Here is a 26,753-nt window from a genome sequence, read left to right on the forward strand (position 1 = left end):
TTGCAACCCAGCTCGGCATGCCGCCTTGCTCGGCCAGCGACAGCGCTTCGACGATACGCGCCTGCTTCTTCAGCACGTCGGCGCCGTTCACGAGGGCCGCAAAAGCTTCGGTCGGCGTCGCGACGCCCGGTGCGCTCGCGAGGCCGCGCTCGCGCGCGCGGCGGATCACGGCCGCGTCGCTGTGCGGCATCACGATCAGCGCGCCGCCCGCGTCCTGCACGCGGTCGACATACTCGGCGCGCAGCACGGTCCCCGCGCCGACGATCGCGTCGTCGGGCAGCGCACGCCGCAGCGCCGCGATGCTGTCGAACGGATCGGGCGAATTGAGCGGCACCTCGATGATCCGGAAGCCGGCTTCATGGAGCGCACGGCCGTGGTCGGCCGCTTCGGCGGGCGTGATCCCGCGCATGATCGCGATCAGCGGGCACGCGTCGAACGCACGCATCAGCGCGGCGTGGGGCGCATAGGGTGCGGGCAAGGTCAGGTCGGACGGCATCGAAGGTTCCTCGGCAAACAGTTCATTGGTCGGCGCAGACGGGCTCGCCATCCGCACGCACGAGCCCGGCGCGCGACGCGATCCGCCACAGGCCGCGGTCGGTCGCATGCGCGACGACGCGAGCGTGCGGGTGGCCGAATTCCTGGAGCGCGTCGACGTAGCGCGCACACAGGCCGTCATCGCCGATCAGCAGCAGCGGCTGGTCCGCGAGCGCGATGCCGCGCTCCGCGAGCATCGCGTCGAGCGCGTTGAGCTCATGGCCGATCAGCAGCCCGGACAGGTAGTCGCCCTGCGCATCGGGCGCGAGCCGGTCGGTCAGGCCGAGCGTGCGCGTGCTGAAGATCGTCGCGAGCAGCCCCGTGCGCTGCGCGCCGCGCGCGACCGAGACGCCGCGCACGAACGCCGCGCGATCGGGCGACGCGCCGGCGCGCATCGTGCGGCCGAGGATCGTGTGGTCGCGCAGCACCGCGAACAGCTCGCCCGTCATGAAGGTCTGGAAGCGCTCGATCAGCCCGTCCCTCACCCACGCCCATTTCGCATGGGTGCCCGGCAAGCCGATCAGTACCCCTGAACGATCGACGCCAAGCGTGGGATCGCTCGCGAGCGCACCGAATATCTGCGTTTCTTCACCGCGCATCACGTCGGGCAGTTCGCCCGTGGCGATGACACCCGGCACGATCGAGATCGTCGTGCCGCGCGCGGTCGTCACCGTGATCAGGCCCGCGACGAGCGCGTCGGCGCCGGCCGGCACCGCGACGTACGGCGCCTCGCGCCAACCCTGCGCGCTGCCGACCATCCCGGCGGCGAGCACCGGCAGGCCCGGCGTGCGGTCGAGCCAGTCGCCGCACGCGTCCTCGAACACCGCGTCGAACGCGCGCGCGCCGCCGCCCGGCACATGCATCACGCCCGCCGCACGGCTGCGCGTGTCGATGAGCGCGCCGTGCGCGTCGTACAGGTAAGCGCGCAGCGACGTCGTACCCCAGTCGAGCGCGATCAGCGACGGGGTGGCGGAACTGGCATCCGGAACGGGCCGGGTCGAAGTCGTCATCGTTTGATCCTGCGGGTACCCTGCGGCGGGCTCCAGCCCAGTTCCGCGGAAATGGCTCGCGCTTCGCGCTGCACGAGCGGAATCAGTTCGTCCATCCGGTCGTGCGGCATGTACGGAATCGTGCTCGCGACCGACACGGCCGCGACGATCGCGCCCGATGCGTCGCGGATCGGCGCCGCCACGCAGCGGATCGACGCCTCGTTCTCCTCGAGATCGAACGTATAGCCGCCGGCCGCGTAATGCGCCATGCGCTGCAGGAACGCGCTCGTCTCGGGCCGGTTGTCCGGCTTGAAATTGACGCCGGCAAGCGCCCGCCGGGCGGCCTCGAACAGCGCGCGCCACGTGTCGGGATCGGTGTCGAGCATCATCGCCTTGCCGATGCCGGTCGACGCGAGCGGCATCCGGTGGCCGACGCGCGAGCGCATCTCGAGGCCGCGCGTGCCGGGAATCTTGTCGATGTACAGCACGTCGTCGCCGTCGCGCACGCCGAGATGGATCGTGTCGAGCGTCGCTTCCGCGAGCGCTTCGAGGTGCGGGCGCGCCACCGCGGTGAGCGGCATCTGCTCGAGCGCGATCGTGCCGAGCTCGATCAGCTTCGGGCCGAGCAGGTAGCCGCCCTGCACCTGGCGCAGGTAGCGCGCCTGCACGAGGCTGCTGACGAGGCGGTGCGTGGTGCTGCGCGTCGTGCCGAGCGCCGCGCCGATCGCGCGCATGTCGCGCGCGCCATTCGCGATCGCCTCGAGGATCGCAAGACCGCGCAGCAGCGTCTGCGTACCGGCCTGCTGCGCGGCGAGATCGAGCGGCGTGCTGGTCGCGCCGATGCTGTCGGTCAGCGACGCATCGTCCGGCGTCGCACGCCGGGCGTCGAGGGCAAGGGTGTCGGGCATCTTGGTCATGGGGCGGGCTTCTTCAACGGAACCGGTGAAGCCGTTCGCACGATGCCGGCATGGCGTCCGGCATCGCGACGAGGCGGCGGTCGATGCACCGAATAAAGCGCCCGGCGAACTTCATGGAAGGTGTCTCCGTGTGCGTCGGGCGCCGCGCGATGCGTGGGTCCGAAGCTGTGATGTGCTTCGGATTGTAGGAGCGCACGCACCCGTCTCCAATATTTGAGTGCGTTGCCCAGATAATGAGAATTCGACGTGAATCCGCCCGTCTTCGACGTAACGGCGGCTTCATGTGCACGGGGGCGGAACCCGCCGTGCAGCAGGTTCCGCCCCCGTTTGTTCACCGCGCGCCGCGCTTACTGCTGGCTGCTCGTGCTGCGTGCCTGCATGTAGCGCTGGACGTCCGCGAACGACACGCGGCCGTTGCCGGACGAGTCGATCTGCCGGAAGTGGTTCGCGACATAGCCGAGGCCGGCCGCGCGTGCCTGCGACTCGGTGATCGAACCCGTGTTCTGCGCGTCGGCCGCGCTGAACTGCCGCGCGAGCTTGCGCACCACCTGCGCGTGCAGCGCGGCGCCCGTCGTCTGCGTGCCGGCGGTCGGCTTGCGCGCGGCCGGCGGTACGTACGGATCGCCGAGCTGCGCCTGGCGCGCACGCGCCGGGGCGGCGGCGTCGCTTGCCTGCGCGAACGCGGATACGGATGCTGCGGCGCCGACACAGGCGAGCGCCGCGGCAACGACGATGAAACGATTCTTCATATCAGGCTCCAGTCTGGAATGAGGTCGTCGACGGCAGGCGCGGCGCCACCGCGGGCGCGCGTCGCCTGCCTGGCGCAGCATCAGTGCGCGGCCGCGTTGTAGAAGGTCACGAGGTCGGCTTTCTCCTGCGGACGCGACGTATCGTCGAGATAGACCATGTGTCCGCCCTGATAGTCCTTGATCGTCAGGTTCGGTTGCGTCCCGAGCCGCGCGAGGTCGAGCTCGGTCTGGTAGAACGGCGTCGCGATGTCGTGATACCCGTTCAGCGACAGCACCTTCAGTTGCGGATTCAGCGACAGCGCCGCGGCGAGATCGGGGATCGTGTCCGGCATCGCGAGGCCGTCGTGGGTCCAGTCCCACGTGTTGATCGCATTGCTGCTCACCGAGTAGGCCGACTGCGCGGTGTACTTCAGCTCGTTCGGCAGGTACTTGCCGATCGTGTCGGTGAACGGCTTCGTGATGAACGAGCTCGACGGATCGCCGTCGGCCGCCAGCGGGCTCGACACCGGCACGTTCACGCGCGCGTCGTAGCGGCCGATCAGCGTGCCCGGGATCAGCGACAGCTGGAAGCTGTTGTCGAAGAAGGTCGGGACCACGTTGAAATTCGCATTCCACAGCGACTGCTTCACGCCGGTCGAATTCACCATCGTCGTGACGAGGGTCGGCGGCGGCGGCGTATGGCTCGCCAGGTACGCGTTCACGGCCGGTGCGTAGCTGCCGGCCGTCAGCAGGCGCATCTGGTCCGCGTACTGCGGCAGGCTCGACGGGTTCGGGTTGTCGAGCTGGTAGTACGCGCCGACCGTGCCATACGACGGCACGAAACCCGCGCAACTCACCGGGCTCGACCCGTTGTTCGAGTTGCCGATGTAGTCGCTCGCCATGTCGCAGTTCACGTTGTAGTTCAGGATCGACGACTGCAGCACGATGCCGTCGAGCTTCACGCCGGCCGTCTCGAGCAGGTTGGCGAGCACGTCGGTGCGCGGCGTGCCGTACGACTCGCCGAACAGGTATTTCGGCGAATCGTTGCGCTGGTTCACGGTGATGTAGCGCGTCACGAAATCGCGGAACGCGCCGCCGTCCTGGTCGACGCCCCAGAACGTCTGGTTCGTGTTCGGCGCGACTGCTTCGGAGAAGCCGGTGCCGATCGCATCGACGAACACGAGGTCGGTCGTGTCGAGCAGGCTTTCCTGGTTGTCGACGAACGGGAACGTCGACGTATTCGCGTTCGGGTCGCCCGTCTGGATCCGGCGCGGGCCGAACGAGCCGAGGTGCAGCCACACCGATGCCGAGCCGGGGCCGCCGTTGTACAGGAACGTGACGGGCCGCTTCGCCGCGGGCTGGTTGTCGGCCGTATAGGCGACATAGAAGAACGATGCTTCGGGCGCGCCGGTCTGCGGATTGCGTGCGACGAGGTGGCCGGCCGTGGCCGTGTAGCGGATCGTCTTGCCGTTGAGGGTGATCTGGTGATGCGTGACGGCGGCCTTTTCGACCGCGGCGGAGGCGTCGAGCGACGCGTTCGCGCTCGACGAATAACTGTTCGGATCGTTGTACGCCCTGTCCACCTGACTGGCGGGATCGGCTGAATTGTCGGCGCTGGCAGCAGAAGACGATGTCACGTCGTCGTTGCAGGCCGTCAGGATCAGCGAAGAAAACACCACTCCCAACAACAGCTTCGCTTTGCTTGCTGGCATCGTTGCTTTCCTTCTCTCGGATGTTTTTTGTGTCGAGCAGCCGGATAAGCCACCCCCCGCCTCGATTGCGGCCGATAAGCCGAGGCGCTGGCCAATATACGCGAGGCCGTCAGCTTTGAAAAATTTTGAAATATTTGGCTGGCGGCCGGTGCGGCGCACACCTTTCAGGAATGCTTCGGTTTGCGAAACATTGCATTTCACATACCTTTCACGGACTTTCGTGTTTATCCGAGGAGACTAAAAAATCCCGAATTTCGTGCCATATCGGCCAACAAAAGCACACGGCGCCCGGCATTGCTCAGCAAAACGAAATAGACGGATTCGTCTAAAGGATGTGGCCCGAAATGAACGCGACATGCATGCGCTGCAACGCACAAACGGCCGATGACGGGCGCACGGGCGACGAAACGGTCAATGCGACGACGCGAGCGCGCCGTTCACTCCGATTGCGGCAGTGCGGCCGCCCCCATCCGGCGAGCGATGACCGCCGCGCGCTGCGCCTGGTACGCCGAGCCGCGATGCGCGTCGAACCAGCGCGGCTTCGGCAGCATCACCGCGAGACGCGCCGATTGCCACGCACCGAGCCGGCTCGCGGGAATCCTGTAGTAATAGCGGGCGGCCGCTTCGGCGCCGTACACGCCGCGCCCCCACTCGACGGAATTCAGGTAGATCTCGAAGATCCGCTCCTTGTCGAGCACCGTTTCGAGCATCCACGTGATGATGAGCTCCTGCCCCTTGCGGATGTAGCTCTTCTCGCGCGACAGGAACAGGTTGCGCGCGAGCTGCTGCGTGATCGTCGAGCCGCCCGCGACGATCCGGCCGCGCGCCTTGTTCCTCTCCCACGCCTGCAGGATCGCGTCGACGTCGTAGCCGTTGTTGGTCGCGAAAGTCGAATCTTCCGACGCGATCAGCGCGCGCTTCAGGTTGCGCGAGATCTGGTCGTACGGCACCCATTGATGCTGTATCTGCGCGGGCGGCTTGTCGCGCGACAGCCACCACGCGTCGGTGCGCATGAATGCGGTCGAGCCCGGGTTCACGAACGACCACAGCGCGATCTGCGCGAGATAGAACAGTTGCGTCGCGAGCCACGCCCCCGCGAACACCGATCCCGCATAGACGATCCAGCGGGTCGGGCTCACCGTCCGCGCGGGCTGCGTGCCGCTCACCGCCACCACGTGCCGCGCTCCGCTCAGCTCGCCGCGAGCGCCTGGCGCAGCGCGGCCAGCACCGGTGCGCCGTCCGGCCGCACACCGCGCCAGATGAAGAATGATTCGGCCGCCTGCTCGACGAGCATGCCGAGCCCGTCGGCCGTGCGCGCGCCGAGCGACGCCGCATGCTGCATGAACACCGTCGGCTGCGCGCCGTACATCATGTCGTACGCGAGCGTGCCCGCGCCGAACGCCGCCGCATCACACTCCGGCAGCGCGGCATCGAGGCTGCCGGCCGTCGCGTTGATCACCACGTCGTACGGCTCCGCGCACACGACGTCGGGGCCACCGCCCGCGAGCGTGCAGCCCGCATCGTGCGCGGCCTGCATGAACTGGCCGACGAGCGCTTCGGCCTTGCTCGCGGTGCGGTTCACGATTCCGATCGACAACGGCGCGCGGTCGAGCAGCGGCAGCACGACCCCGCGCGCCGCGCCACCCGCGCCGAGCAGCAGGATGCGTGCGCCCGCCAGCGACACGCCGAGATTCGCTTCGATGTCGCGCACGAGGCCGACACCGTCGGTGTTGTCGCCATGGATGCGGCCGTCGGCGTCGATGCGCAGCGTGTTCACGGCACCCGCCGCCGCCGCGCGCGGCGACAGCGTGTCGGCGAGCGCATGCGCTTCGAGCTTGAACGGCACCGTCACGTTCGCGCCGCGCCCCCCTTCGGCGACGAAGGCCCGCACGGCCGCGTCGAAACCGTCGACCGGTGCGAGCCGGTGCGTGTATTCGACCGGCTCGCCCGTTTGCGCGGCGAATTGCGCGTGGATGAACGGCGACTTGCTGTGTGCCACCGGGTTGCCGAATACGACATAGCGGTCGGCGCCGTGCATCGACGCAATCGCGGTCATGATGCGCGCCCCTCTTCGCCGGCGTTGCCGTTCGCGGCTTCGCCGCCTTCACCGGCCGCCGCGCCATCCGCTTCCGCCAGAGCTTCGGCTTCGGTTTCGGCCGTGGCGTCTTCGGTGTCGATCAGCGTGTCGTCGCCGCCTTCGGCGTCATCCTCTTCCTCGGCCGCGTCGCCGCTCGTCACGGTCGGCGCGTCGAGCACGTTCAGCAACCGCACCGACGCCTCGATCGTCAGCTCGTCGAGCGCCATCACGTCGAGCAACACGCGCGTACCGCGCGCATGCACGCCCAGCCCCGGCACGTGCAGCAGCAGCGGAATTTCCTCGAGGCGCACGAGGTCGCCCTTCACGACGCTCGCGACGACCTGCTTCTTCTGCTCCTGCGCGAGCCAGCGCAGGCACCAGAAATACTCCATCCGGCGCTGGTAGTCGGCGTAGGCCGTGTAGGTGTCGTCGAAGCCCTGCACGACCGCGTACAGATCGGCGTCCTTCGGCTTGAACGGCGCGGCGAGCTTCGCGGTGACGCCATGCTGCACGCACGCGAGCAGCTGCCACTGGTTCACGAGGTCGACGTAGCGGCGCAGCGGCGACGTGCTCCACGCGTACTGCGCGACGCCGAGGCCTTCGTGCGGCGCGGCCGTCGTCTGCATCCGCGTGCGCTTCGGGCCCGGCGCGCCGAAGCCGCGCTGCGAGCGGTAGATGCCCGGCACCGTGTGGTCGTGCAGGAAGGCGCCCCAGGTCGAGTTCGCGAGGATCGCAAGCTCCGACACGATCAGGTCGAGCGGCGACCCGCGGCGGCGCGGCGTGATCGACACGTGCTCGCCGTCGACGTAGAAGTTGTAATCGGTGTTGCGCTGCACCTCGCGCTTCAGGCCGTAGCCCGCGCGCGCGACCTGGCGCTTCTCGAACAGCGCCTGCGCGAGCGGCCACAGCACGGCGATGTCATCCTTGTGCGGATAGTCGCCGGTGCCGGCCGCGAGCGTCTCCTCGTTGACGAGCTCGTCGAGGTGGTTGTGCCGCAGGTTGCTCTTCACGAACACGAGCTCGGCGCGCGTCTCGTTCGCGACGATCTCCTGGGTTTCGCGATTGACGATGATGTACAGCGACAGCGCCGGACGGTAATCGCCTTCCTTCAGCGTGAACACGTCGACGACGTCGTCCGGCAGCATCGTGATCTTGTCGCCCGGCATGTAGACGGTCGACAGGCGCGTGCGCGCGATCGCGTCGACCGGGTCGCCGCGCACGATGCCGAGCGCCGGCGCCGCGATGTGCACGCCGATCCGCACGCGGCCGTCGGCCAGGTGCTCGACCGAGAACGCATCGTCGATTTCGGTCGTCGTGATGTCGTCGATCGAGAACGCCTGGACGTCCGCACGCGGCAGGTCGTCCGGCAGCGGGCCGACCGTGACGGCCGGGAAGCCCGTGCCGTGCGGGAAGAATTCCGCGAGGAAGCGCGCCTCGTGCAACGCACGCGGCGACGCGATGCCGCCGCAGTCGAGCATCAGCCGCGCCGGCGACACGCCGCGCGCACCGGCCGCCGCTTCCATCGCCTTGTATTCGATCGAGTTCTTGTCCGGCCGCGTCAGCAGCCCGAGCACCTTGCCCGCGAACGCCTCCGGCAGCTTGCCGGCCTTCAGTTCCTCTTCATACTGCACCTGGACGAGCGCCTGCTGGCGCTTGCGCTCGAGCGACGCGAGCGCCATCTTGAGCTGCTCTTCCGGCGCGCGCTGGTACTGGCCGCGCCCCTTGCGGCGGAAGTAGACGGGCGAGCCGTGCAGGCGCAACACGAGCGCCGCGCGCTCGACCGGGCCGTACGACGCGCCGAAGTATTCCGCGGCCAGCGCCGTATAGGCGAACTCGTCGGCCGGCGCGCATTCCCACAGGAAATCCAGATCGATCTGCTGCGCGGCCGTGTCGGCTTCCTGCATCAGTTCGCTTGCGGCCGGCTTGTCGAATTCGATCAGCACGTCTTTCGCGCGCACCTTCGCCCGCCGCCCGCCGGGCAACTCGACCTGAAACGCGTCGCCCTGGCGCGACAGCACGCTGCCCGCCTTGAAACTGCCCGATTCCTCGAAGAAAACGTTCACTCAGTACTCTCGTTCAGACTGCCGGGCGCCGCGTCGGCGGCGCCGCATGATGATGGGAATTCGATCGGCACATGGCCGGTTTAAGACGTCTTTCCGTCGCAAAAGGCGAGAACGTCGTCGACATAGTCGGCAAATTCGCTGATCCCGTGATCGCTGCCTTCGATCACGCGCGTCTTCGCGCCCGGGTAATGCGCGAGCATCTCGCGGTAATCGAGCACTTCGTCGCCGGTCGCCGCGAACAGATAGTAGCGTTCGGCACGCGTGATCGCCGGCACGCGCAGCGCATCGAGTTCCTGCAGGTGACGACGCTCGACGACGATCGTGCCGCCGCCGTGGTACAGCGGCTGCTCGCCCAGATGCTGCTCGAGATCGCGCTGCGGCACGATGGCCGGATTCAGCAGCACGGCCTTCCAGCCGTGCTTTTCGGCTAGCCACGTCGCGTAATAGCCGCCGAGCGAGCTGCCGATGACGGTCACGTCGCGCGCACCGGCCACCTCGGTTTCGGCCACCGCGATCGCTTCGAGCGGGGACACCGACAGCGACGGGCACCGCCACTCGTCAATCCGGCCGAGTTCGGCCATGCGCGCGGCGAGCTGGCGCGACTTCTGCGATTCCGGCGACGACCGGAAGCCGTGCAGGTACAGGATCACGTGCGGCTCCCGAGCGCATCGAGCAGCTTCTGGTGCACGCCGCCGAAGCCGCCGTTGCTCATCACGAGCACGTGGTCGCCCGGGCGGGCGGCTGCGACGACGGACTTCACCAGCAGGTGCAGATCGTCGAATGCGTGGGCCTTGTCGCCGAGCGGCGCCAGCGCTTCGGCCAGGTTCCAGCCGAGCGCGTCGCGCCCGGTCGGCGCGCCGTAGCCGAACACGAGATCGGCGTCGGCCAGGCTCGCCGGCAGTTGCGACTTCATCACGCCGAGCTTCATCGTGTTCGAGCGCGGCTCGAGCACCGCGAGGATGCGGGCATTCTGACGGCCGATGCGGGCACGAAGGCCGGCGATCGTGGTGTCGATCGCGGTCGGATGGTGCGCGAAGTCGTCGTAGACGGTCACGCCGTCCACGCTGCCGCGCACTTCCATCCGACGCTTCACGTTACGGAACGACGCGAGGGATTCGGCCGCCTGCGCGGGCGGCACACCGACGTGGCGCGCGGCCGCGATCGCTGCAAGCGCGTTCATCCGGTTGTGATCGCCCTGCACCTGCCACGCGACTTCGCCGACGCGTTCCGCGTGCGAATACACCGCGAAACGCTCGTCGACCGGCACGCCGTCCTCGGCCGGCAGCGCCTGCCAGCCGCCGTCGACGCCGAAGCGCTCGACCTCGCTCCAGCAGCCGCGCGCCAGCACGCGCTCGAGCGCGTCCGAGCGGCCGTTCGTGACGATCCGGCCGACACCGGGCACGGTCCGCACGAGATGGTGAAATTGCGTCTCGATCGCGGCGAGATCCGGGAAGATGTCGGCGTGATCGAATTCGAGATTGTTCAGCACCGCGGTGCGCGGCCGGTAGTGGACGAACTTCGAGCGCTTGTCGAAGAACGCCGTGTCGTATTCGTCGGCCTCGATCACGAAGAAGCTCGAATCGGTGAGCCGCGCCGACACGCCGAAGTTCAGCGGCACGCCGCCGATCAGGAAGCCCGGATTCAGGCCCGCGTCTTCCAGCAGCCACGCGAGCATCGACGACGTGGTCGTCTTGCCGTGCGTGCCCGCGACCGCGAGCACCCATTTGCCGGCCAGCACGTGCTCGCCGAGCCACTGCGGGCCCGACACGTACGGCAGGCCGCGATCCAGGATCGCCTCCATCAGCGGATTGCCGCGCGTGACGACGTTGCCGATCACGAACAGGTCCGGTTTCAGGTCGATCTGCTCGGCGCCGTAGCCCTCGATCAGCGTGATGCCCTGCGCCTCGAGCTGCGTGCTCATCGGCGGATAGACGCCCGCGTCGCAACCCGTCACCGTGTGGCCCGCCTCGCGCGCGAGTACGGCGAGACCGCCCATGAAGGTGCCGCAGATGCCAAGAATGTGGATGTGCATAGATGAATGCTTTCGCGCCGCCGGGCGCCGTCGATTCGGAAAGGATGCGTGTGCGGCGCGGCGGACGGGCCGTGCGGCCGACGCCCGGCCAACGGCTGTTGCCGCGACACAAAGAACAGTATTGTAACTGACGGCCTGCCGTGCCCGGCGGCCCGAACGCTGCGCGCGAACGGCGCCGGCACGCCGGGCGGCAGGCCGCCGCACCCGCGCTCGGGCCCTGCGGCGATCGAGTATGATTGCCGGATCATGTCTCGTAAAACCCTTCTCGACCCGCGGCGCGTCCGCGAGGAAATTGCCCAGTCCGCCGCGCGCCTGATCGCGGAGGACGGCCTGGACTATGCCGGCGCAAAGCGCAAGGCCGCGCGCCAGTTGCTGGGCGATACGCGCGTTGCCGGCGAATGGCTGCCGGATAACGACCAGATCGAGGAAGAACTGCGCGAGTACCTCGCCCTGTTCCAGAGCGACACGCAGCCGGACGAACTGCGCCGCCTGCGCGAAATCGCGCTCGACTGGATGCGCCGGCTCGCCGAGTTCCATCCTTATGTGACGGGTGCCGTGCTGAACGGCACCGCGAATGCGCATTCGGATATCCATTTGCAGGCATTCACCGACAACCCGAAGGACGTCGCGATCTACCTGCTGAACCAGAACGTCCAGTACGACGTGTCCGAGACGCGGCACTTCGCGGGCCGCGCCGACGTCGAGACGCTCAGTTTCCTGTGGCGCCCGCGGCGCGACGTCGACGCGATCGGCATCCACCTCGCGCTCTATGCGAGCGACGACCTGCGCGGCGCGGTCAAGGCCGACGCGCGCGGCCGGGTCGCCCGTGCGGATGCCGCCGCGCTGCGCGCGCTCGTCGAAGCAGGCAAGACCCCTTCCGAACCGGAATGATTCAACGATGATGATGAAACGCATGTTGGCGCTCGCGGTGGTCGCGGCCGCCGCCGTTGCCGGCGGGCTCGCCGCCGGCCATTGGTTCCGCGGCCCGGCCGACGACGGTGTCGCCGTCGCGGCGCCCGCCGCACACGGCAGCCCGGTCGAACAGTTGTGGGCGGCGTCGCTGACGGGCACTGACGGCAAGCCGGCCACGTTGTCCGCGTTCAAGGGCCAGAAGGTCGTCGTCAATTTCTGGGCGTCATGGTGCGGCCCCTGCGTCGAGGAGATGCCGGAGCTCGTCGCGCTGTCGCACCAATACAAGCAGAAGGGCATCCGTTTCATCGGGATCGGCGTCGATTCCGAACAGAACGTGAAGAACTTTCTGCAGAAGGTGAAGGTCGATTACCCGGTATTCGTCAGCGGATATGCGGGCGCCGATCTGGCCCGCAATTTCGGAAATACGGCCGGCGCGCTGCCGTTTACGGTCGTCATCGACGAAACCGGCAAGATCCGCGAGACAAAATTGGGGCAAATCCAGCCGGCCGAGCTGAAAAAGACGCTCGACGCGCTGTAACCTGCCCGAACGGCGGCCCGCACGTTGGCGGCAATTTGCCCGTCGATCACCGCAATTTCGCGTGAATTCGCCGACACTTTGGATGTGCACCGGTAATTCTTGCAGATCGCGTGCGCCCGGCCGTTCGGCAAAACTAGACAAATTTCTCTAAATAGCGCTAAAGTTCGCGCAATTCCGCAGAAATAGAAGCGACCATGACACGATTGCTGGTGCTGCACGGCCCCAACCTGAACCTTCTCGGCACCCGGGAACCGGAGGTGTACGGCCGCGTCACGCTCGCCCAGATCGATCAGGCGCTTGCCGCGCGTGCCCGGGAAGCCGGCGCCGAACTGTCGTCGTTCCAGAGCAACCATGAAGGCGCGCTGGTCGACCGCATCCAGGCCGCGCGGGAGGAACAGACCGATTTCATCCTGATCAATCCGGCCGCGTACACGCACACGAGTGTCGCGATCCGGGACGCGATCGCCGGCGTTGGCATCCCGTTCGTCGAGGTTCACTTGTCGAACGTGCATCGCCGCGAAGCGTTCAGGCACCACTCCTACTTTTCCGACCAGGCCGAAGGCGTGATCTGCGGGCTCGGCTGGAAAGGTTATCTGTACGCGCTCGAGTACGCGCTGGACAAGCTGCAAGGCACGTCGCGCGGCTGATTTCGCGATCTAGATTCAGCGCCGGCCCCTAACCGGCGCTTTCACGTATTGAAAGGGGAATTCCCGATGGATCTTCGTAAGCTGAAAACTCTGATCGACCTCGTTTCCGAATCCGGCATCTCCGAGCTGGAAGTGACGGAAGGCGAAGGCAAGGTGCGCATCGTCAAGAACGCGCCGCCGGTCTACGTGCAGCCGACGGCTGGGTATGCCCCGCAAGTCAGCGCGCCGGCCCCGTCGGCCGCGCTGCCGACCGAAGGCGCTGCCGCGCCGGCCGCAGGCGGCTCAGCCGCTCCGGCGGCCCCGCAGGGCCACGTCGTGACGTCGCCGATGGTCGGCACGTTCTATCGCGCACCGTCGCCGGGCGCGGACCCGTTCGTCCAGGTGGGCGACACGGTCAAGGAAGGCCAGACCATCTGCATCATCGAAGCGATGAAGCTGCTCAACGAGATCGAGTCGGACAAGGCCGGCGTGATCAAGGAAATCCTCGTCGAGAACGGCCAGGCCGTCGAATACGGCCAGCCGCTTTTCGTGATCGGCTAAGTCCGCCGCGCGGCCTGCGGGCCGCGCGCCGCCGATGCCCGCCAGGCGCCGTTCGCGCGCCCCTCGAAGAGACGAATACTCGCTATGTTTGAAAAAATCCTCATTGCCAACCGCGGTGAAATCGCGCTGCGCATCCAGCGTGCGTGCCGGGAGCTCGGCGTCAAGACGGTGGTCGTCTACTCGGAAGCCGACAAGGAAGCCAAGTACGTGCGCCTCGCGGACGAAGCCGTCTGTATCGGCCCGGCCCCGTCGAACCTGAGCTACCTGAACATGCCGGCGCTGATCAGCGCCGCGGAAGTCACCGATGCCGAGGCGATCCACCCCGGCTACGGCTTCCTGTCGGAGAACGCCGATTTCGCGGAACGTGTCGAGCAGTCGGGCTTCACGTTCATCGGCCCGCGCCCGGAAACGATCCGCATGATGGGTGACAAGGTCACCGCGAAGCAGACGATGATCAAGACCGGCGTGCCGTGCGTGCCGGGCTCGGAAGGCGCGTTGCCGGACGATCCGAAGGAGATCGTCAAGATTGCGCGCGCGATCGGCTATCCGGTCATCATCAAGGCTGCAGGCGGCGGTGGCGGGCGCGGGATGCGCGTCGTGCACACCGAGGCCGCGCTCGTCAACGCGGTCAACATGACCCGCGAGGAAGCCGGCCGTGCGTTCGGCAACCCGCAGGTGTACATGGAGAAGTTCCTCGAGAACCCGCGCCACATCGAAATCCAGGTGCTGTCCGACGCGTACAAGAACGCGATCTGGCTCGGCGAGCGCGATTGCTCGATGCAGCGCCGCCACCAGAAGGTGATCGAGGAAGCGCCGGCACCCGGCATTCCGCGCCGCCTGATCGACCGCATCGGCGACCGCTGCGCGGACGCCTGCAAGAAGATGGGCTACCTCGGTGCGGGCACGTTCGAATTCCTGTACGAAAACGGCGAGTTCTACTTCATCGAGATGAACACGCGCGTGCAGGTCGAACACCCGGTATCGGAGCTGATCACGGGCGTCGACATCGTGCAGGAACAGATCCGCATCGCGGCCGGCGAGAAGCTCACGCTGCGCCAGCGCGACATCCAGTTCCGCGGACATGCGATCGAATGCCGGATCAACGCGGAAGATCCGTTCAAGTTCACGCCGTCGCCGGGCCGGATCACGTCGTGGCATACGCCGGGCGGCCCCGGCGTGCGCGTCGATTCGCACGCCTACAATGGCTATTTCGTGCCGCCGAACTATGATTCGATGATCGGCAAGCTGATCACCTACGGCGCGACGCGCGAGCAGGCGATCAGCCGGATGCGCATCGCGCTGTCGGAAATGGTCGTCGAAGGCATCCAGACCAACATCCCGCTGCACCGCGAGCTGATGATCGATTCGAAGTTCGTCGAAGGCGGCACCAGCATCCACTACCTCGAAAACCGGCTCGCCCAGAAGCAGCAGGTCGCACCGGAAGAAGCGTAAGCATGAGCTATCGCGAACTCGTCGTCGAACTGGCCCGTGAGCATGCGGAGGCGCTGTCCGACGCGCTGCTCGAACTCGGCGCGCTGTCGGTGTCGGTCGAGGATGCCGACGCCGACACGCCCGACGAACAGCCGCTCTTCGGCGAGCCGGGCCTCGTGCCCGACCGCACCGCGTGGCAGCACTCGCGCGTGGTCGCGCTGCTCGCGGCAGACCATGAGCCAGCCGTGCTGCTGGCGGCGGCCGCGAATGAGATCGGCGTCGCCGAGACGCCGGCGTTCACCGTCCGCGAAGTCGAAGAGCAGGACTGGGTGCGTCTCACGCAATCGCAGTTCGAGCCGATCCCGATCGGCGAGCGGATCTGGGTCGTGCCGTCGTGGCACGATGCGCCCGATCCCGACGCGCTCATCCTCGAACTCGATCCGGGCCTCGCCTTCGGCACCGGCAGCCACCCGACCACGCGCCTGTGCATGGAATGGCTCGAGCAGTCGGTGAAGCCCGGCCAGTCGGTGCTCGACTACGGCTGCGGCTCGGGCATTCTCGCGATCCTCGCGAAGAAATGCGGGGCGAACCCCGTCATCGGCATCGACATCGATCCGCAGGCGGTCGAATCGGCGCGGCAGAACAGCGAACGCAACCGTGCGGAAGTCACGTACGGGCTGCCCGATGCATGCCCCGACGGTGAATTCGACATCGTCGTCGCGAACATCCTGTCGAATCCGCTGAAGCTGATGGCGTCGATGCTCGCCTCGAAGGTCAAGCCGGGCGGGCGCATCGCGCTGTCGGGCGTGCTCGCGCGCCAGGCGGACGAAGTGGCGGCCGTCTACGCACGTTACGTCGACATCTCGGTCTGGCGTGAGCACGAAGGTTGGGTATGCCTCGCCGGAACCCGACGCGAAAGCCATTAGAATAGCGCTGTCCTTCACTCTGGCCAGCAGGCCACCCGGCTCGACATGCTTCTTGCGACGCGCTGCCCTCATTGCGAAACCGTCTTCAGGCTGCAGCAGGAACAGCTCTCGCTGCATCAAGGGCTCGTGCGCTGCGGGCATTGCCACGAAGTCTTCAACGCATCCGAGTCGCTCGTTCCCGAGCACGCGCAGCAGCCCGAGCCGGTCCTGACCGAGCCGGTCCTGACCGAGCCGGTCCTGACCGAACCGGCTGCCGCGCAAGATGACGGTGATGCGCATCATCCGGCCCCGCCTCGGCTGTTCGCTGCCGAAGCGCCGGCCGGATCACCTTCCGACACCGATTACAAGCCCGAAGGCTGGGACATGTGGGCGCCGTGGCTCGATGCCGGCGTCGACCCGTCGCTGCAGCACAGCGTGCAGACCTTGCGCACCGAGCCGCTGATCCCGCTTGCCCTTCCGTCCATCGAAGCCGGCGTCGTTCACCTGTCGGGCACGCCCGCACCGTTCGCGCCCTCCCCGGCCGAGCTGGCCCCCTCCGCCGCCGTCGAACAGCCGGCCGAATCGCTGCGGACCCAGACGCAAACGCAAACGCCGCAGGATACCGAACCATCGGCCGCGCCCGTCGAACACGACCTGCGTGAGCCCCGCTTCGTCGCGCACCGTCCGTCGGACGCAGAGACCGCTCGCGACGCCGCCGAACCCGTCGGCACCGCGCACTTCGCCGTGCCGGACGACGAACGCGCGCCGCGCGAACCGCGCTTTGCGTTCACGCCGGCGCCAGCCGTCACCGAAGCCGGGCCCGAGCCTGACTCCGGCACCACCCGGCACGACGAGACGCCCGCCGCATCGACCCACGCGCCGGCCGCCCCCTTCCCCCCTGCGCTGACCGACGATGATCGTCCGCATTTCACCGTCACGCGCGAGACGCGCGCGCCGCAGCGGCGCGGCATGCTCGGCGGCTTTTTCGGCGGCCTCGTCGCTGCCGTGCTCGCCGTGCTGCTCGTCGGGCAACTCGCATGGTGGCAGCGCGAAACGCTGATGATCTACTGGCCCGTCACGCAGGGCTGGTTCCGGCAGGCCTGCGCGCCGCTCGGCTGCACGGTTGCGCCGCCGCGCGCGATCGACGGCCTGCGGCTCGACGCGACCGACCTGCGCCAGCTCGACGGCCCGCGCGAGCTCGAGCTGAAGGTGCCGCTGACGAACCGCTACCGCGTCGCACTCGCCTACCCGTCGCTCGAGCTGACGCTGCTCGACGACACCAACCACGTGACCGTGCGCCGCGTACTCGCGCCGCGCGACTACGTGCGCCCGGGCACGCCGATCGACGCCGGGTTGCCGCCCGGCACGACGCAGACGATGGTCGTCCGCGTCGACACGAACGGTGCGCCCGCCTCGAATTTCCGCGTCCAGATTTTCTATCCGTGACGCGCCGCGGCGCGCGCCTGCGCGCCCGTCTCAACCCGCGCGCCCGAGCGGCGCGCTATTTCGGAGCACGAACATGAGCAAAGTTACGCTGGGTGGCAACCCGATCGATCTCGCCGGCACGTTCCCGGCCGTCGGCGCACAAGCCGCCGATTTCAAGCTGGTCGGCAAGGACCTCGCCGACCTGTCGCTCGCCAGCTTCGCCGGCAAGCGCAAGGTGCTGAACATCGTCCCGAGCCTCGACACGCCGACCTGCGCGACGTCGACCCGTAAGTTCAACGAAGCCGCATCGTCGCTCGACAACACGGTTGTCGTCGTCGTGTCCGCCGACCTGCCGTTCGCCGCTTCGCGCTTTTGCACGACCGAAGGCCTCGAGAATGTCGTGACGGCTTCGACGTTCCGCACCGGCCGCGCGTTCGCGAACGCGTACGGCGTCGACGTGACGAGCGGCCCGCTGAACGGCCTGACCGCGCGTGCGGTCGTCGTGCTCGACGCGCAGGACAAGGTGATCCACGCGGAACTCGTCGGCGAAATCAAGGACGAGCCGAACTACGACGCAGCGCTCGCCGCACTGAAGTAAGCTTTCTTTCGCTTTCCCCTGCCGCGCCGCGCCTTTCGCGCGGCGTTGTCGCGCAGGGTCCCTCATTTCTACAGGAACGCACACCTTGGCTACGTTGATTTGCGGTTCGATCGCCTACGATTCCATCATGACCTTCGAGGGGCGGTTCCGCGAGCACATCCTGCCCGACCAGGTGCACCTCATCAACCTGAGCTTCCTGGTGCCGACGATGCGCCGCGAATTCGGCGGCTGCGCGGGCAATATCGCGTACGCGCTGCACCTGCTCGGCGGCGATGCGCGCATCATGGGGACGATCGGCGCACTCGACGCGCAGCCGTATCTCGACCGGCTCGACCAGCTCGGCCTGCGCCGCGACCACGTTCGCGTGCTGCCCGACACGTATACCGCGCAGGCGATGATCACGACCGATCTCGACAACAACCAGATCACGGCGTTCCACCCGGGCGCGATGATGCAGTCGCACCTGAACCACGCGGGCGACGCGCCGGGCATCAAGCTCGCGATCGTCGGCCCCGACGGCTTCGACGGGATGGTGCAGCACGTGGAAGAGCTCGCCAAGGCCGGCGTGCCGTTCGTGTTCGATCCGGGCCAGGGCCTGCCGCTGTTCGACGGTGCGACGCTGCGCCGCAGCATTGAACTTGCGACCTATGTAGCGGTCAACGACTACGAGGCCAAGCTGGTGAGCGACAAGACGGGATGGTCCGAAGATGAAATCGCCAGCCGGGTCGACGCCCTCGTCATCACGCGTGGCGAGCACGGCGCGACCATCCGCCACAAACAGGGCACGGAGCAGATTCCTGTCGTGCCGGCCGAGCGGATCTCCGATCCGACCGGCTGCGGCGATGCCTTCCGGGGTGGCTTGCTGTACGGCATCGAGCATGGCCTCGACTGGGCAACCACGGGCCGCCTCGCGAGCCTGATGGGCTCGATCAAGATCGCCCACCAGGGGCCCCAGACTTACGTACTGACGCGCGCCGAAATCGACGCGCGCTTCGAGACTGCATTCGGTTACAGTCTCAAATGAATATTGTGGGAGAGCAAAGATGTTGACGAAAAAGACCCTCACGCTCGCGGCCATGCTGACGGCCTCGCTGACGCTCACCGGTTGCTTCACCGCACCCGGTTCGGCGGATGTCTATAGCGTCGGCCAGGCGCAGCGCGAACAGACTGTCCGCATGGGCACGGTCGAAAGCGTCCGCGCGGTGCGCATCCAGTCCGACGGCGGCGGCAGCGCGATCGGCACGCTCGGCGGCGGCGCACTCGGCGCGGTGGCAGGCAGCGCGATCGGCGGCGGCAAGGGGTCGATCCTGACCGCGATCGCCGGCGGCCTCGTCGGCGCGGTCGCGGGCAACGCGGTCGGCGAAAACCTCAGCACGGCGAACGGTGTCGAAATCACCGTGCGCCTCGACAACGGCGATCTGCGCTCGATCACGCAGGCTGCAAGCGGCGAAGCGTTCCGCGCCGGCGAACGCGTGCGACTGCTGTCGAGCGGCGGCGTCACGCGCGTCACGCACTAACAGGTACCTCAGCACGCGGCGCAAGCCGCGGTCGAACGCATGTGCGAAGCTGCACATGCGTTTTTTTTCGTCCGTACTCGCCGCAGCCGGCGTACGGGCGTCCGGCGTACGGGCGTCCGGTATGCGGGCACATCCACCGGCAAGGACGTACGAAAAAAATCCCGCCACCTGAGCCAGATGGCGGGACTGATTGAGTAGCGCTACTCAACCCACGGACACCACGTGAGTGTCCGGGTGGTGCAGGTCAGCCTCGATTACGGACGGCTGCCGGTCGGGAACGGCCATGCCGCTGCCGGGTTGAGCGCGGTCTTCACGCCCGATGCCGGCGCAACCGATGCGGTCGACGCGGTCGTTGCCGGCGCAGCCTTCTTCACGACGGCCTTCTTCGGAGCAGCAGCCTTCTTCGGAGCGGCAGCCTTCTTCGCAGGAGCCGCAGCCGGGGCAGCAGCGGCAGCCTTCTTCGCCGGAGCAGCGGCCTTCTTCGCAGGGGCAGCCTTCTTGGCGGGCGCAGCCTTCTTCGCGGCAGCCTTCTTCGCAGGAGCAGCCTTCTTCGCAGCAGCCTTCTTCGCCGGCGCGGCCTTCTTCGCAGCAGCCTTCTTAGCCGGTGCGGCCTTCTTCGCAGCAACCTTCTTCACTGCGACTTTCTTGGCGGCAACCTTCTTCGCTGCGGCCTTCTTCGCCGGTGCTGCCTTCTTCGCGGCAACCTTCTTCACCGCGACCTTCTTGGCGGCAACCTTCTTCGTTGCGACCTTCTTCGCAGCAACCTTCTTCACTGCGGCCTTCTTCGCCGGTGCTGCCTTCTTCGCGGCAACCTTCTTCACCGCGACCTTCTTCGCAGCAACCTTCTTCACTGCAACGGCCTTCTTCGCCGGAGCAGCAGCCTTCTTCGCAGCGACCTTCTTCACTGCGGCCTTCTTTGCAGCCGGTTTCTTCTTGGCAAGTGCCATGTTGTTCTCCTTCAGGTTCAGATGAGAGTCAGTTCAAACTACACCCTTCGTCAAAACCCGCTTCCCGCGGACGCTGTTCAGGACGTGCGCTTCGAAGCGGGCTATTCATCGGCGTACGCGGATACCACGCGCTTACGCTAATGAATACGGTATGGCGCGCGTGACCACCCGGCCTCGCGCGCCAAATCAAGTCGGTAGCCGGCGCACCTCGCGCCGCTACCCCTAATCGCTTGATCAAGCGGACCGCCACACGGCCGTCCGCTTTTTCCGGAGGGAAGTTTGCCCATCCCACTGAAGGGTTCGCAAAGTGCCTGTCGTGTCGTCGTGCCGTTAAGGCACCGGGCATGCTTTGCATCAGGCGTTCTTGCTCCTAAACCTTGAGCCGGGGCCGAGAGGCCGCCGGCTGTTCCATCATGTGACGGGTTCGCTGCTGCGGGTTATTCCCAGGACAGCGCGCCGCCCGTCTGATACTCGATCACACGCGTCTCGAAGAAGTTGCGTTCCTTCTTCAGGTCGATCATCTCGCTCATCCACGGGAACGGGTTTTCCTCGTTCGGGTACAGCGGATCGAGGCCGATCTGCTGGCAACGACGGTTGCTGATGAAGCGCAGATAGCTCTTGAACATCGACGCGTTCAAACCCAGCACGCCGCGCGGCATCGTGTCCTCGGCGTAGCGGTATTCGAGTTCGACAGCCTGCTTGAACAGCTCGCGGATCTCGGCGCGGAATTCGGCGGTCCAGAGATGCGGATTCTCGAGCTTGATCTGGTTGATCAGGTCGATGCCGAAGTTGCAGTGCATCGACTCGTCGCGCAGGATGTACTGATATTGCTCTGCAGCACCCGTCATCTTGTTCTGGCGGCCGAGCGCGAGGATCTGCGTAAACCCGACATAGAAGAACAGGCCTTCCATGATGCAGGCGAACACGATCAGCGACTTCAGCAGCTTCTGATCCGCTTCGAGCGTGCCGGTCTTGAAGGCCGGATCCGTCAGCGTGTGGATGAACGGGATCAGGAATTCGTCCTTCGCGCGGATCGACGTGACCTCGTGGTACGCGTTGAAGATCTCGCCTTCGTCGAGACCGAGCGATTCGACAATGTATTGGTACGCGTGCGTGTGGATCGCCTCTTCGAACGCCTGGCGCAGCAGGAACTGCCGGCACTCGGGCGCCGTGATGTGGCGGTACGTGCCGAGCACGATGTTGTTCGCCGCGAGCGAATCGGCCGTCACGAAGAAGCCGAGGTTGCGCTTCACGATGCGGCGCTCGTCCTCGGTCAGACCGTTCGGGTCCTTCCACAGAGCGATGTCGCGGGACATGTTGATTTCCTGCGGCATCCAGTGGTTCGCGCAACCGGCCAGATACTTTTCCCACGCCCACTTGTACTTGAACGGCACCAGCTGATTGACGTCAGTCTGGCCGTTGATGATGCGCTTGTCGGCGACATTGACCCGCGCTTCCGAACCGCCGGCGGGAACAGCCGATGCTTGCGGGGGCACCGCAAGATCGCCTTCGAAAATGTCGCGGACCTGATGGGCGGCAGGCGTTGCAGCCTGCAGTCCGACAGCCGTTCCTGCGGAGGTGCGCATCGCGTTTTGCTGCGCTCCGCTCGCGGGAGTTACGGCAGTCTTCTCTTCATCCCAGTTGAGCATAAATTCTCACCATCAATTTAGAACGGTTTGTACCATCTTTTCCTGAGCGATAAAAGGGTTCGCTCACGAAAAATCCTTTTTTCGATTCGCGTTGCGACCTCGATACAACACTTTGAGCAACGCATCGTCGTTCATGCAGCGCGCGATGTGCGTCGCGCGTGTATCGCGAGGTGCGCTCGACGCATCGAACGCTGATCGAAACGCGACGTCGTCGGGGATGTTTCGATCGCTTGTCACTGCCTGCAACGCAGGTGCCGCGTTACAGATTCCTTATCATTTTTTTAGTTGAGAGCGGCGCACACTTCAACCTCGATCGGTCGTCGTGTGCGCCGCGCTGACCTGCTTCTCAGGTCAGGCGCACTGCGTTACTGGCACGCTTCGCATTCGTCGAAGCCAGGATCGCCCGGACGCATCGTGCACACCGGACCATCTGCCTCGACCGGTGCGAGTGCCGGTGCCGCGTTGACCGCGCCCGACGACGCATCGCCGCCTGCCGCACCGAAGCCGCCAGCCGCGCCTTGCGCGCCGCCGCTGCTCGAACCGCCGCCCGTCGGCACGGCGTTCAGCGCGCCGTGTGCGACCGTCGACTTCTCGACGTGCGTCGCCGCCATCGTGCGGAGGTAGTAGGTCGTCTTCAGGCCGCGCAGCCATGCAAGCTTGTAGACCTCGTCGAGCTTCTTGCCCGACGCGCCGCCCATGTAGATGTTCAGCGACTGCGCCTGGTCGATCCACTTCTGGCGACGCGATGCCGCTTCGACCAGCCACGTCGGGTCGACTTCGAACGCGGTCGCGTAGATCGCGCGGAGGTCGGCCGGGATGCGGTCGATGCGCGACAGCATGCCGTCGAAGTACTTCAGGTCGGCGACCATCACTTCGTCCCACAGGCCGCGTTCCTTCAGGTCGCGCACCAGGTACTCGTTCACCACCGTGAATTCGCCCGACAGGTTCGACTTCACGTACAGGTTCTGGAAGGTCGGCTCGATACAGGCCGACACGCCGATGATGTTCGAGATCGTCGCCGTCGGCGCGATCGCGACGCAGTTCGAGTTGCGCATGCCGTGCGCGGCGATCCGCGAACGCAGCGACGTCCAGTCGAGCGATTCGGAGGTATCGACTTCGACGTAGCCGCCGCGTGCTTCCGTCAGCAGCTTCAGCGTGTCCTGCGGGAGGATGCCGCGATCCCACAGCGAGCCGCGGTAGCTCGAGTAGCGGCCGCGCTCTTCGGCCAGCTCGGTCGACGCGTAGTACGCGTAGTAGCAGACCGCTTCCATCGAACGATCGGCGAACTCGACCGCCGCTTCCGACGCGTACGGCGTGCGCAGCAGGTGCAGGCAGTCCTGGAAGCCCATGATGCCCATGCCGACCGGACGGTGCTTCAGGTTCGAGTTACGCGCCTTCGGCACCGCGTAGTAGTTGATGTCGATCACGTTGTCGAGCATGCGCATCGCGACGCTGATCGTGCGCTTCAGCTTGTCGTGGTCGAGCGCGTAGCTGCCGTCGGCCTGCTTCACCAGGTGGGCGACGAGGTTCACCGAGCCGAGGTTGCACACCGCGATTTCGGTGTCGCTCGTGTTCAGCGTGATTTCCGTGCACAGGTTCGACGAGTGGACGACGCCGACGTGCTGTTGCGGCGAGCGCACGTTGCACGGATCCTTGAACGTGATCCACGGGTGGCCCGTCTCGAACAGCATGCCGAGCATCTTGCGCCAGAGTTGCTGCGCCGGGATCTTCTTGAACAGCTTGATCTCGCCGCGCGCGACCTTGTCTTCGTAAGCCGTGTAAGCCTTCTCGAATTCCGCGCCGAACTTGTCGTGCAGGTCCGGGCAGGTCGACGGCGAGAACAGCGTCCAGTCCGCACCTTCCATCACGCGCTTCATGAACAGGTCGGGAATCCAGTTCGCCGTGTTCATGTCGTGCGTCCGGCGGCGATCGTCACCCGTGTTCTTGCGCAGCTCCAGGAACTCCTCGATGTCGAGGTGCCACGATTCGAGGTACGCGCAGACCGCGCCCTTGCGCTTGCCGCCCTGGTTGACCGCGACGGCCGTGTCGTTGACGACCTTCAGGAACGGGACCACGCCTTGCGACTTGCCGTTCGTGCCCTTGATATGCGAGCCGAGTGCACGCACGCGCGTCCAGTCGTTGCCCAGGCCGCCGGCGAACTTCGACAGCAGCGCGTTTTCCTTGAGCGCTTCATAGATGCCGTCGAGATCGTCCGCGACGGTCGTCAGGTAGCACGACGACAGCTGCGAGCGGTGCGTGCCCGAGTTGAACAGCGTCGGCGTCGAGCTCATGAAGTCGAAGCTGGACAGCACGTTGTAGAACTCGATCGCGCGCGTTTCGCGGTCGATCTCGTTCAGCGACAGGCCCATCGCGACGCGCATGAAGAAGGCCTGCGGCATTTCGATGCGGGTGCCTTCGACGTGCAGGAAGTAGCGGTCGTACAGCGTCTGCAGGCCGAGGTAGCCGAACTGCAGGTCGCGGTTCGCGTCGAGCGCTTCGCCGAGGCGCTTCAGGTCGAACTGCAGCAGCTTGTCGTCGAGCAGGCCGGCGTCGACGCCGCGCTTCAGGAACTGCGGGAAGTATTCCGCGTAACGGGTCGACATCTCGGCCTGCACCACTTCCTCACCGAGGATCTCGCGGCGGATCGTGTGCAGCAGGATGCGCGACGTAACCTGGCTGTATGCCGGATCCTTCTCGATCATCGTGCGTGCAGCCAGGATCGCCGAGTCGTAGACCTGGCTCATCGGCACGCCGTCGTACAGGTTCTTCACCGTCTCGGCGACGATCGGGTCAGGGTTAACCGCAGCGCCGAGGCCGTCGCATGCCGACACGATCAGCGCGCGCAGCGCGTTCAGGTCGAGCGGGCGCGTGACGCCGTTGTCGACGACGTTGATGCCGGTGCTCGCATCGCCGCCGGCTGCCGCTGCTTCCTCGCCCGCATGCTGGCGCTCGAGGTGACGCTTCTCGCGATACAGCACGTACGCACGCGCGACGTTGTGCTCGCCGCCGCGCATCAGCGCGAGTTCGACCTGGTCCTGGATGTCTTCGATATGGAACGTACCGCCGTTCGGGCGGCTGCGCACGAGCGCGCGCACGACGTTGTGCGTCAGTTGCTCGACCTGCTCGCGTACGCGCGCCGATGCCGCGCCCTGCCCGCCATTGACGGCCAGGAAAGCCTTGGTCACCGCAATCGCGATCTTCGAAGGTTCGAACGAGACGACGCTGCCGTTGCGGCGGATCACCTTGTAGTCGGCGAACGTGGCCTGCGGCGCGAGCGCCTTCGCGCCCTGTTCGGTCCCGCCGAGCGGACGGCTCGAGGCGCTCTCGTACTGGGACGTCGCGTTGTCGGTGGTTTGCATGTGCAAAGCTCCTGGTGTTGGATGGTGCGGAGAGAACCGCGGATTAAAACGAACGCTGCGCAACGCGGTGCGCGAGCGGTAAGAGGCGAGCGATGCGCCGGGGAAGCCGGTTCGGTCGATGCGCGACAACCGATCCGGTCGTGTGCTTCGTCATGTGTACCCTGCCCCGTCGATGTTCGCTGCGCTGATCGCGACGCCCGGACCGCCCGGCCTGACGCGCCGCCCTGAGAACCCTGTCCGCCGGCGTTGCCCGCCGGCCGGTGCCGCTCGGGTTTCCCCTGCGACACACACTATATCTAGTGCAGAACTGCTCAACTGGCACCAAGTATAGTGGACATTCGGAGGACGTCAAAATGGATAATTTGCGCTGAAGGTATTGACATCACCCCCACCCCGCGCAGGCTCAGACGCGACAAGGCATTGGTCGGAAAAAAAAATTTCGCGCCCTCAAAAACCCTGCGATCAGTGCTGACGGAAAGGAAAGTATTCGGCGGAAAAACCGGCATCGCTCGCGAAGCGTTGCCAATCGAAATGCGGGCCCGGGTCGGTCTTGCGGCCCGGCGCGACGTCCGAGTGCCCCGCGAATGCGTCGACCGGGTAGCGTGCCGCGAGCGCGCGGGAGAGCGCGGCGAGCATGGCGTACTGCGCGTCGTCGAACGGCACGTCGTCCGCACCCTCGAGCTCGATGCCGATCGAGAAGTCGTTGCAGCGCGCCCGGCCGAAGAACTCGGACGAGCCCGCATGCCACGCACGCTCGTCGCACGACACGAACTGCACGAGTTCGCCGTTGCGGCGGATCAGGAAGTGCGCGGACACGCGCACGTCGCGCAGGTGGCTCTGGTAATAGGGGTGCGCATCGCAGTCGAGACGATTCAGGAACAGCGCCTCGATCGCGTCACCGCCGAATTCGCCGGGCGGCAGGCTGATGTTGTGGACGACCACGAGCGTCGGCACCGCACCCGCGGGCCGCACCTCGAAGTTCGGCGACGGCGCATGGCGCGCTTCGCGCACCCAGCCGTGCGCGTCGACCGACAGCAACCGCGCGTCGCTCATCGTGCGTCGCGACCGCTCGACCGCGCGGCGTGGCGCTGCGCGTGCTCGGCGCTGCAGAAGTATTCACCGCCCGCGGCGACGGCGTCGCCCTTCGGCGCATGCACGCCGCATTCGGCGCAGCGCACCATCGGCTCGGGCAGCGCCCGCGCATCGCCGTTCGGGCGCCCCGCACCCGCGCCG

The 26,753-nt window shown here is 66.6% G+C and carries 26 protein-coding genes; 10 read left to right on the plus strand and 16 right to left on the minus strand.

The window, feature by feature from the left end:
• The 10 genes from G3N98_RS26690 to mpl form a co-directional block, all read right to left on the minus strand.
• The coding region (locus tag G3N98_RS26690; protein ID WP_241026092.1) for a 2-dehydro-3-deoxy-6-phosphogalactonate aldolase at positions 1-496 on the minus strand (496 nt) is incomplete at its 3' end.
• Positions 497-518: 22 nt separating this feature from the next.
• Complete coding sequence (locus G3N98_RS26695; RefSeq protein WP_206149668.1) at positions 519-1,544, minus strand: 2-dehydro-3-deoxygalactonokinase; 1,026 nt, start codon at positions 1,542-1,544, stop codon at positions 519-521.
• The gene (locus G3N98_RS26700; protein WP_089439195.1) at positions 1,541-2,440 is read right to left on the minus strand and encodes an IclR family transcriptional regulator; all 900 of its coding nucleotides are present in this window, start codon (positions 2,438-2,440) and stop codon (positions 1,541-1,543) included. The genes G3N98_RS26695 and G3N98_RS26700 overlap by 4 nt, the downstream gene beginning before the upstream one ends.
• Before the next feature lie 347 nt (positions 2,441-2,787).
• The gene (locus tag G3N98_RS26705) at positions 2,788-3,189 is read right to left on the minus strand and encodes an EF-hand domain-containing protein (RefSeq protein ID WP_175238220.1); all 402 of its coding nucleotides are present in this window, start codon (positions 3,187-3,189) and stop codon (positions 2,788-2,790) included.
• 80 nt (positions 3,190-3,269) lie between these two features.
• A complete protein-coding gene (locus G3N98_RS26710; protein ID WP_175238221.1) occupies positions 3,270-4,880 on the minus strand; it encodes a peptidase S10 in 1,611 nt (536 codons plus the stop codon).
• Positions 4,881-5,317: 437 nt separating this feature from the next.
• On the minus strand, positions 5,318-6,055 hold the full coding sequence (gene mtgA / locus G3N98_RS26715) for a monofunctional biosynthetic peptidoglycan transglycosylase (RefSeq protein WP_206149669.1): 738 nt from the start codon (positions 6,053-6,055) through the stop codon (positions 5,318-5,320).
• 14 nt (positions 6,056-6,069) lie between these two features.
• Positions 6,070-6,936 (minus strand): shikimate dehydrogenase, encoded by an 867-nt coding sequence (aroE, locus tag G3N98_RS26720; protein WP_206149670.1) that lies wholly within the window; start codon positions 6,934-6,936, stop codon positions 6,070-6,072.
• Positions 6,933-9,020 carry an RNB domain-containing ribonuclease gene (locus G3N98_RS26725; RefSeq protein WP_089472123.1) on the minus strand — a complete coding sequence of 696 codons (2,088 nt, stop codon included), beginning with the start codon at positions 9,018-9,020 and terminating at the stop codon, positions 6,933-6,935. The genes aroE and G3N98_RS26725 overlap by 4 nt, the downstream gene beginning before the upstream one ends.
• Positions 9,021-9,100: 80 nt before the next feature.
• On the minus strand, positions 9,101-9,670 hold the full coding sequence (locus tag G3N98_RS26730; protein ID WP_206149671.1) for a YqiA/YcfP family alpha/beta fold hydrolase: 570 nt from the start codon (positions 9,668-9,670) through the stop codon (positions 9,101-9,103).
• The gene (mpl, locus tag G3N98_RS26735) at positions 9,667-11,052 is read right to left on the minus strand and encodes a UDP-N-acetylmuramate:L-alanyl-gamma-D-glutamyl-meso-diaminopimelate ligase (RefSeq protein WP_089472121.1); all 1,386 of its coding nucleotides are present in this window, start codon (positions 11,050-11,052) and stop codon (positions 9,667-9,669) included. Before mpl ends, G3N98_RS26730 begins: the two co-directional genes overlap by 4 nt.
• 246 nt (positions 11,053-11,298) lie before the next feature.
• Between mpl and G3N98_RS26740 the strand changes: the two genes are divergently transcribed.
• From G3N98_RS26740 to G3N98_RS26785, 10 genes are all read left to right on the plus strand, one after another.
• A complete protein-coding gene (locus tag G3N98_RS26740; RefSeq protein WP_039353186.1) occupies positions 11,299-11,943 on the plus strand; it encodes a hypothetical protein in 645 nt (214 codons plus the stop codon).
• Positions 11,944-11,950: 7 nt separating this feature from the next.
• Entirely contained in the window at positions 11,951-12,502 is a 552-nt protein-coding gene (locus G3N98_RS26745) for a TlpA disulfide reductase family protein (RefSeq protein ID WP_089455558.1), read from the plus strand.
• Positions 12,503-12,696: 194 nt separating this feature from the next.
• Entirely contained in the window at positions 12,697-13,149 is a 453-nt protein-coding gene (gene aroQ, locus G3N98_RS26750; RefSeq protein ID WP_011350880.1) for a type II 3-dehydroquinate dehydratase, read from the plus strand.
• Positions 13,150-13,215: 66 nt separating this feature from the next.
• A complete protein-coding gene (gene accB, locus G3N98_RS26755) occupies positions 13,216-13,689 on the plus strand; it encodes an acetyl-CoA carboxylase biotin carboxyl carrier protein (protein WP_206149672.1) in 474 nt (157 codons plus the stop codon).
• 84 nt (positions 13,690-13,773) lie between these two features.
• Positions 13,774-15,141, plus strand: coding sequence for an acetyl-CoA carboxylase biotin carboxylase subunit (gene accC / locus G3N98_RS26760; protein ID WP_021161890.1), 1,368 nt, complete (start codon positions 13,774-13,776; stop codon positions 15,139-15,141).
• Between the two features lie 2 nt (positions 15,142-15,143).
• Positions 15,144-16,046, plus strand: coding sequence for a 50S ribosomal protein L11 methyltransferase (gene prmA, locus G3N98_RS26765; protein WP_089472119.1), 903 nt, complete (start codon positions 15,144-15,146; stop codon positions 16,044-16,046).
• Positions 16,047-16,091: 45 nt separating this feature from the next.
• Entirely contained in the window at positions 16,092-17,471 is a 1,380-nt protein-coding gene (locus G3N98_RS26770) for a zinc-ribbon and DUF3426 domain-containing protein (RefSeq protein ID WP_206149673.1), read from the plus strand.
• A 73-nt stretch (positions 17,472-17,544) separates the two neighbouring features.
• A complete protein-coding gene (gene tpx / locus G3N98_RS26775) occupies positions 17,545-18,048 on the plus strand; it encodes a thiol peroxidase (protein WP_089472117.1) in 504 nt (167 codons plus the stop codon).
• Positions 18,049-18,133: 85 nt separating this feature from the next.
• Positions 18,134-19,072, plus strand: coding sequence for a carbohydrate kinase family protein (locus G3N98_RS26780; RefSeq protein WP_069247079.1), 939 nt, complete (start codon positions 18,134-18,136; stop codon positions 19,070-19,072).
• Positions 19,073-19,091: 19 nt separating this feature from the next.
• Positions 19,092-19,565 (plus strand): glycine zipper 2TM domain-containing protein, encoded by a 474-nt coding sequence (locus G3N98_RS26785; RefSeq protein WP_021161893.1) that lies wholly within the window; start codon positions 19,092-19,094, stop codon positions 19,563-19,565.
• 254 nt (positions 19,566-19,819) lie between these two features.
• On the opposite strand, the gene G3N98_RS26790 is transcribed toward G3N98_RS26785, so the two are convergent.
• The 6 genes from G3N98_RS26790 to G3N98_RS26815 all read right to left on the minus strand — a co-directional run.
• Entirely contained in the window at positions 19,820-20,512 is a 693-nt protein-coding gene (locus tag G3N98_RS26790; RefSeq protein ID WP_089424445.1) for a histone H1-like DNA-binding protein, read from the minus strand.
• Positions 20,513-20,540: 28 nt separating this feature from the next.
• Positions 20,541-20,867 carry a hypothetical protein gene (locus tag G3N98_RS26795; protein WP_076841698.1) on the minus strand — a complete coding sequence of 109 codons (327 nt, stop codon included), beginning with the start codon at positions 20,865-20,867 and terminating at the stop codon, positions 20,541-20,543.
• An 82-nt stretch (positions 20,868-20,949) separates the two neighbouring features.
• Positions 20,950-22,161, minus strand: a complete 1,212-nt coding sequence (locus tag G3N98_RS26800) for a ribonucleotide-diphosphate reductase subunit beta (protein WP_039353057.1) — start codon at positions 22,159-22,161, stop codon at positions 20,950-20,952.
• Positions 22,162-22,526: 365 nt separating this feature from the next.
• Entirely contained in the window at positions 22,527-25,520 is a 2,994-nt protein-coding gene (locus G3N98_RS26805) for a ribonucleoside-diphosphate reductase subunit alpha (protein WP_206149675.1), read from the minus strand.
• A gap of 462 nt (positions 25,521-25,982) precedes the next feature.
• Entirely contained in the window at positions 25,983-26,573 is a 591-nt protein-coding gene (gene ampD, locus G3N98_RS26810) for a 1,6-anhydro-N-acetylmuramyl-L-alanine amidase AmpD (RefSeq protein WP_089430578.1), read from the minus strand.
• Positions 26,570-26,753 (minus strand): PP0621 family protein (locus G3N98_RS26815; RefSeq protein ID WP_277396920.1); only part of this gene is annotated, 184 nt, incomplete at its 5' end. The genes G3N98_RS26815 and ampD, both read right to left, overlap by 4 nt.

This window comes from Burkholderia sp. Tr-20390 (assembly GCF_017104595.1).
Taxonomy (GTDB): Bacteria; Pseudomonadota; Gammaproteobacteria; order Burkholderiales; family Burkholderiaceae; genus Burkholderia.

Coding starts and splice junctions, on each gene's coding strand:
- G3N98_RS26695 (WP_206149668.1), bottom strand. CDS start 1,544: ATGACGACTTCGACCCGGCCCGTTCCGGATGCCAGTTCCGCCACCCCG.
- G3N98_RS26700 (WP_089439195.1), bottom strand. CDS start 2,440: ATGACCAAGATGCCCGACACCCTTGCCCTCGACGCCCGGCGTGCGACG.
- G3N98_RS26705 (WP_175238220.1), bottom strand. CDS start 3,189: ATGAAGAATCGTTTCATCGTCGTTGCCGCGGCGCTCGCCTGTGTCGGC.
- G3N98_RS26710 (WP_175238221.1), bottom strand. CDS start 4,880: ATGCCAGCAAGCAAAGCGAAGCTGTTGTTGGGAGTGGTGTTTTCTTCG.
- aroE (WP_206149670.1), bottom strand. CDS start 6,936: ATGACCGCGATTGCGTCGATGCACGGCGCCGACCGCTATGTCGTATTC.
- mpl (WP_089472121.1), bottom strand. CDS start 11,052: ATGCACATCCACATTCTTGGCATCTGCGGCACCTTCATGGGCGGTCTC.
- G3N98_RS26740 (WP_039353186.1), top strand. CDS start 11,299: ATGTCTCGTAAAACCCTTCTCGACCCGCGGCGCGTCCGCGAGGAAATT.
- G3N98_RS26745 (WP_089455558.1), top strand. CDS start 11,951: ATGATGATGAAACGCATGTTGGCGCTCGCGGTGGTCGCGGCCGCCGCC.
- aroQ (WP_011350880.1), top strand. CDS start 12,697: ATGACACGATTGCTGGTGCTGCACGGCCCCAACCTGAACCTTCTCGGC.
- accB (WP_206149672.1), top strand. CDS start 13,216: ATGGATCTTCGTAAGCTGAAAACTCTGATCGACCTCGTTTCCGAATCC.
- accC (WP_021161890.1), top strand. CDS start 13,774: ATGTTTGAAAAAATCCTCATTGCCAACCGCGGTGAAATCGCGCTGCGC.
- prmA (WP_089472119.1), top strand. CDS start 15,144: ATGAGCTATCGCGAACTCGTCGTCGAACTGGCCCGTGAGCATGCGGAG.
- G3N98_RS26770 (WP_206149673.1), top strand. CDS start 16,092: ATGCTTCTTGCGACGCGCTGCCCTCATTGCGAAACCGTCTTCAGGCTG.
- tpx (WP_089472117.1), top strand. CDS start 17,545: ATGAGCAAAGTTACGCTGGGTGGCAACCCGATCGATCTCGCCGGCACG.
- G3N98_RS26785 (WP_021161893.1), top strand. CDS start 19,092: ATGTTGACGAAAAAGACCCTCACGCTCGCGGCCATGCTGACGGCCTCG.
- G3N98_RS26790 (WP_089424445.1), bottom strand. CDS start 20,512: ATGGCACTTGCCAAGAAGAAACCGGCTGCAAAGAAGGCCGCAGTGAAG.
- G3N98_RS26795 (WP_076841698.1), bottom strand. CDS start 20,867: ATGCAAAGCATGCCCGGTGCCTTAACGGCACGACGACACGACAGGCAC.
- G3N98_RS26800 (WP_039353057.1), bottom strand. CDS start 22,161: ATGCTCAACTGGGATGAAGAGAAGACTGCCGTAACTCCCGCGAGCGGA.
- G3N98_RS26805 (WP_206149675.1), bottom strand. CDS start 25,520: ATGCAAACCACCGACAACGCGACGTCCCAGTACGAGAGCGCCTCGAGC.
- ampD (WP_089430578.1), bottom strand. CDS start 26,573: ATGAGCGACGCGCGGTTGCTGTCGGTCGACGCGCACGGCTGGGTGCGC.